The following is a 5,512-nucleotide window of genomic DNA, read 5'->3' as shown; positions in this document are numbered from 1 at the left end:
GTCACGCTCAGCCCCGGCCGGATCGGCGCCATCACCAAAGCCGCCCTCGTCCTCAACAACGCCTGGCGATGAATTTCGTCGAGAAAACCTCACTGGATGGAGTACGCCAATGAATAGGCGGCGTGCACGGCGCGGAATCCACAGGCATCGTCGTTCACGTGGGCGGCACCTGCAGAAGCGCATGCGAGACCCAGGTATATTGCCCAGTGAGGTTGGGGCGGCTGGCGGGTGATTTGGCTGCGAGCGCGGTGTGTTCGCGGTGGTGGTTGTAAGTGTGGAGCCACTGGGGGAACGCGTCGCGTTGTTCTTGTTCGGGCATTTGGAGGCGGCCTGCGGGGCCTTCACCGAGGAGATCAGCGCGAAGGTGCACCGGGAGACGAAACGGATACCGAACGTCATGCTGGCCGGGGAGCGCAGGTGGGTGCACGTGTTGCCCAAGGCGCCGTCGCCGTCGCCTTCGGCGAGACGCGCAGGGTGTGCTGGGATGCGACGGTCTCCGTCGAGGGCGTGCGCTACCCGGTGCGGCACCCGCTGATCGACACCAGGGTCTGGGCCCGCTTCCACGGCGACGAACTGGTTGTGACTCTGTCGGTGAGAATGGTCCGGCCGCGGTGGCCCGGCACGAGCGGTCCACTCCCGGCAACCCGAAGATCACGGACGAGCACTACCCGCCCTGCAAGGACCACCACGGCGTGCGCACGCCGAAGGCGTCCGGGCCTGGGGCGGCCTCCTGCCTGATGGAAGCCGACGCCACAGGGGCCCACCGGGGCGCCCGAAGACGGCCGGGGCGGTGTCGCTGGCCAGGCTGCACGGCGCCGCCGATGCCGCCCGGGCCCTGGGCACCGCGGCGGTCACCGGCCTTTTCGCCGAGGGCGACCTGTTGTCCCTGCTGTCCCGCTATGCCCAGGGCGGCGGGCTGACCGGGCCGATCCGCGCGTCGGAGACCCACAGCCTGCGGCCGGGCACCCCGGCCTGGGCGAACTTCGGCGGGATCCCCGTTATGTTTTCGGCGGCTCCGCAATGGGGTCGCTGGCCTCCGGGCCCGGCATGACTGTTGCCCCCTGTCGAAGGCATGACCTGGGGGGTGGTGTCACCGGGTCCGGGGGTGTTCGTCGGAGACGCTGATCAGAGGTCCGGCCACCGTCCGGTCCGGCGCAATGCCGGGCGGTTCGCGGGCGGCAGGTCTGCATAACGTGGATGCGCGAGTACGACACCCGAGCCGAGGCCGGCACCGTCAACACCCCTGAAAGGGCACGATGTTCGAGATCGAAGACGTGGGCGTGTTCCTGGGCCTGGACGTGGGCAAGACCGCCCACCACGGCCACGGGCTCACCCCGGCCGGGAAGAAGGTCTTCGACAAGCCGCTGCCCAACAGTGAGCCGAAGCTGCGGGCCGTCTTCGAGAAGCTGACCTCGAAGTTCGGCGTCGTCCTGGTGATCGTGTGACAGCGGACCTGGAAAGCTCCCCGGTGGCGGACTTCAAAAACCCCCGCTGGCGGACATGTGATCTCCCCAGTGACGGACAGCAAGGGTCCCCGGTCTCGTGATCGTGGCCTGCGTGTTCGCTGGCCTGCGTGAAGGCACGGAGGAAAGTACAGGGCGAAGAAACTGCCATGCTCGACGTTCCGCGCCACGTCGTTCAGATGCTGGCGAAACTGCTGGCCGCTCACCGGCGCCGGACCGCAGAATTGAGCATGTTCTGCTCCTTGGGTTCTAACGCTTGTCGCATGAGGAGATCATGGAGATTCTTGAGGCGTACGACCTCACGAAGAGTTATCGGGCGGCGGCTGAGCTGGCCGGGTGTGACCACCACACGGTGCGGCGGTATGTGAAGTTGCGGGGGCAGGGCTCGGATCCGACCCGGCGCCTTGAGCGGCCGAAGATGATCGAGCCGTTCCTGCCGAAGATCGGGGAACTGGTCGAGCGGTCCCAGGCGAAGATCGGTGCCGATGTGGTCCACGAGAGGATCACCGCGCTCGGTTTCGCCGGCACCGATCGCACCACCCGGCGGGCGGTGGCGGCCGCGAAGGCGTCGTGGCGGGCGGGGAACCGGAGGGTGTTCCGGCCGTGGACGCCGGAGCCGGGACTGTGGCTGCAGTGGGACTGGGGCGAGGGGCCACGGATCAAGGGCCGGCGGACCTGGCTGTGGTGCGCGTGGCTGCCCTGGTCGAGGTTCCGGGTGGTGATTCCGGTGCTGGACAAGACGCTGCCGGCGATCGTCGCGTGTCTGGACACGACGCTGCGGCGGATCGGCGGGGCACCGGCCTGTGCGCTGACCGGCAACGAGAAGACGGTCACCATCGGTCACGTCGCGCGCATCGCGGTGCGCAACCCGGCGATCGCCGAGGTCGGGCACCACTACGGGATGGCGATCCGTACCTGTCTTCCAGCGGATCGGCAGTCCAGGGGCGGCAGCGAGGCGACGGTGCGGATCGCCAGGCGGGACCTGGTCCCAACCGAGGTCAGCCTGCGTGCCGAATATGGCACGTTCGGGCACTTGGAGGCGGCCTGCCGGGCCTTCACCGAGGAGATCAACGCGAAAGTGCACCGGGAGACGAAACGAATACCCAACGACATGCTGGCCGGGGAACGCAGGCATCTGCACGTGCTGCCCAAGGCGCCGTTCGCCGTCGCCTCCGGCGAGACACGCAGGGTGTGCTGGGATGCGACGATCTCGGTCGGGGGAGTGCGCTGCCCGGTGCCGCACCAGCTGACCGGCACAAGGGTCTGGGCCCGCTTCCACGGCGGCGAGCTGGTCGTGACGGCTGTCGGCGAGGACGGTCCGGCCGAGGTGGCCCGGCACGAGCGGTCCACTCCCGGCAACCCGGAGATCACCGGCGAGCACTACCCGCCCCGCAAGGACCACCACGGCGTGCGCACGCCGAAAGCGTCCGCCGCGGACGAGGCCGCGTTCCTGGCGCTCGGGCCCGGGGCGGCTTCCTGGCTGATGGAAGCCGGCGCCTTCGGGGCCCACCGGGTGCGCTCGAAGATGGCCGGGGCGGTGTCGCTGGCCAGGCTGCACGGCGCCGCCGGCGCCGGCCGGGCCTTGGGCACCGCGGCGGTCACCGGCCGGTTCGCCGACGGAGACCTGTTGTCTCTGCTGTCCCACCAGGCCCAGGGCGGCGGCGAGTTGACCGGGCCGATCCGCGCGTCGGAGACCCACAGCCTGCAGCCGGGCACCTCGGCCTGGGCGAACTTCGGCGGCATCCGCCCCGAAACCGGGGAGGAGACCGCATGAGTACCCCCACCACACGCTCCCGCCGCCCCGCCCAGGTCACCGGCCCGGCCGGGGACGCACTGGACGAGGCGATAGAACTGACCCGACGTCTGCGACTGCCCCACCTGGGAAAGCAGCTGACCGGGCTGATCCCCACCGCGCGGGCCCAGCGGTGGGATCCCGCCGGACTGGTACGCGTGCTGCTGGCCGAAGAGGCCGCCGGCTGTGATGCCGCGATGCCCGCCGCCCGCCGCCCGCCGCAAGAAGGCCGGCTTCCCCGCCGGGAAGACCTTCGATGTCTGGGACGAGAAGAAGTCCTCCATCCCCCTGGCCACCCAGTCCGCCCTGCGGAGCCTGGAATGGGTCACCTGCCGGGAGAACTTCTGCGTGGCCGGCCCCTCCGGCACGGGCAAGAGCCACTGGTGCGAAGCCCTCGGGCACGCGGTCGTCGAGGCCGGGATGACAACCTGCTGGTTCACCATCGAGGACCCCGGCGTCCTGGTCCGCCGCCACCGCGCGGACGACTCCATGACCAGAGCCATGCAGAAAATCATGAGAGCCGACCTCTTCATCGTCGACGGCATCGGGCTCCTGCCCGTCTCCGTGGATGCCGCCGAAGGCTTCTACCGCCTGGTTGACGCCGCCTGCGAGAAACGCTCCCTCGCCGTCAGCAGCAACCTTCATCCCGCCGGATTCGAGGAGATCATGCCCAAGACCCTTGCCACCGCGACCGTCGACAGGCTTCTCCACCACGCTCATGTCGTGGTCACCCAGGGTGATTCGTTCCGGCTCACCCAGGCCACCGCCGGCGAGGGGGTGGTCGCCTTGAAGTAGCTCTCACCTGGGGAAACTGCATGTCCATCCGTGGGGAACTTTGATGTCCACCAGCGGGGAGGAGAGCAGTCCGTCACTGGGGAGATGCCCAGGTCCATTGACAATCGTGGACCAGCCCGCCTCCATCGGTGCCCTGCCGCTGACCGCCGCCCGCGACGCGGGCTGCCGTGTCGCCTGTCTGCCCGGCCTGGCCATGCGGCGGATCGCCGGCCTCTACCCCGGCGAGGCCAAGACCGGCGCGAAGGACGCGGCCGTCATCGCGGACGCCGCACGGACGATGCCGCACACGCTGCGCTCGCTTGAACTGACCGACGAGATCACCGCCGAGCTGACCGTGCTGACCGGCTCCGGCCAGGACCTCGCCGCCGAGGCCACCCGCACCTCCAACTGCATACGCGGCCTGCTCACCCAGTTCCACCCCAGCCTGGAACGCCGTCCTCGGACCGCGCCTCGACCACCAGGCCGTGACCTGGCTGCTGGAGCGATACGGCTCCCCGGCCGCCCTGCGCAAGGCAGGCCGCCGCAGACTCGGCGAGCTGATCCGCCCGATGGCCCCGCGCATGGCCGCACGGCTGATCGACGACGTATTCGACGCCCTGGACGAGCAGACCGTCGTCGTCCCGGGCACCGGCACCCTGGACATCGTGATCCCCTCCCTGGCCGGCCAGCTCGCCGCCGTCCACACCCAGCGCCGGGCGATGGAAGCCCAGATCAACAGCTTGCTGGAGGCTCACCCTCTTTCGAAGGTCCTGACGTCGATGCCCGGCGTCGGCGTCAGGACCGCCGCCGCCCTGCTGGTCACCGCCGGCGACGGCACCAGCTTCCCCACCGCCGCCCACCTCGCCTCCTGCGCCGGACTCGCACCCACCACCAAGTCCTCGGGGACCTCGGTCCACGGCGAACACGCCCCCCGAGGCGGCAACCGGCAGCTCAAACGCGCCATGTTCCTCTCCGCCTTCGCCTGCATGAATGCCGATCCAGCCTCCCGCATCTACTACGACAAGCAACGGGCCCGCGGCAAAACTCACACCCAAGCCCTTGCCCGCCAACGCATCAGCGTCCTGTTCGCCATGCTCCGAGACGGCACCTTCTACGAAACCCGCGAGCCCAAGGACGTCGAGCTCGCCACATGACCCCGAACCCACCCAAACCCGACAGGGATGCCTTGACGAAGGACATAGAGGCACCCCCCGGACCTGGCGGATTCCAGGGGTCGTTGCAACACACGGTCGGTTTGATCAGGCGGCGAGTAGTTATGCAGGCGCTCGGCGGGGGTCTCCCAGCCGAGCGTTTTGCGTGGGCGGCGGTTGAGCTGGTCGGCGACGGCTTCGAGGTCCTCGGCCGACCACCGGGACAGGTCGGTTCCTTTCGGTGCCTCTGTGTTTGTCAAGCCGCATGGGGTGGTGGCGTAGGCTCGCTTCTGGCGGGTCCAGGAAGTGACTTGTCCGAAGAGTTGGCCGTC

General features: G+C 69.3%; 3 protein-coding genes and 4 pseudogenes. 6 read left to right on the top strand and 1 reads right to left on the bottom strand.

Going from position 1 to position 5,512, the window contains the following annotated elements; translation table 11 throughout:
* Positions 1 to 228 precede the first annotated feature (228 nt).
* The 6 genes and pseudogenes from AC07DW_RS33315 to AC07DW_RS33290 all read left to right on the top strand — a co-directional run.
* Positions 229 to 738 (top strand): Mu transposase domain-containing protein, encoded by a 510-nt coding sequence (locus tag AC07DW_RS33315; RefSeq protein WP_478861362.1) that lies wholly within the window; start codon positions 229 to 231, stop codon positions 736 to 738.
* Positions 739 to 790: 52 nt separating this feature from the next.
* Positions 791 to 1,051 (top strand): hypothetical protein, encoded by a 261-nt coding sequence (locus tag AC07DW_RS33310; protein ID WP_478861361.1) that lies wholly within the window; start codon positions 791 to 793, stop codon positions 1,049 to 1,051.
* Between the two features lie 205 nt (positions 1,052 to 1,256).
* Positions 1,257 to 1,442: pseudogene (locus AC07DW_RS33305) on the top strand (IS110 family transposase); the annotation flags it as partial.
* A 295-nt stretch (positions 1,443 to 1,737) separates the two neighbouring features.
* Positions 1,738 to 3,237: a Mu transposase domain-containing protein gene (locus tag AC07DW_RS33300; protein WP_478861360.1), complete on the top strand. Its 1,500-nt coding sequence runs from the start codon at positions 1,738 to 1,740 to the stop codon at positions 3,235 to 3,237.
* Positions 3,234 to 4,050 (top strand): annotated as a pseudogene (locus tag AC07DW_RS33295) (ATP-binding protein). Before AC07DW_RS33300 ends, AC07DW_RS33295 begins: the two are co-directional and overlap by 4 nt.
* Positions 4,051 to 4,147: 97 nt before the next feature.
* A pseudogene (locus AC07DW_RS33290) lies at positions 4,148 to 5,183 on the top strand (IS110 family RNA-guided transposase); the annotation flags it as partial.
* Positions 5,184 to 5,314: 131 nt separating this feature from the next.
* Here the strand turns inward: AC07DW_RS33290 and AC07DW_RS33285 are convergent.
* A pseudogene (locus AC07DW_RS33285) lies at positions 5,315 to 5,425 on the bottom strand (IS30 family transposase); the annotation flags it as partial.
* Positions 5,426 to 5,512 lie beyond the last annotated feature (87 nt).

The sequence above is a fragment of the Streptomyces sp. NPDC045701 genome, assembly GCF_056432045.1.
The sequence above is the reverse complement of the archived record's forward strand: the minus strand, read 5'-3'. Positions and strand labels throughout refer to the sequence as shown.

What these genes read in the sequence shown, in the direction of transcription:
- AC07DW_RS33300 (WP_478861360.1), top strand. Translation starts at nt 1,738, where the DNA reads ATGGAGATTCTTGAGGCGTACGACCTCACGAAGAGTTATCGGGCGGCG.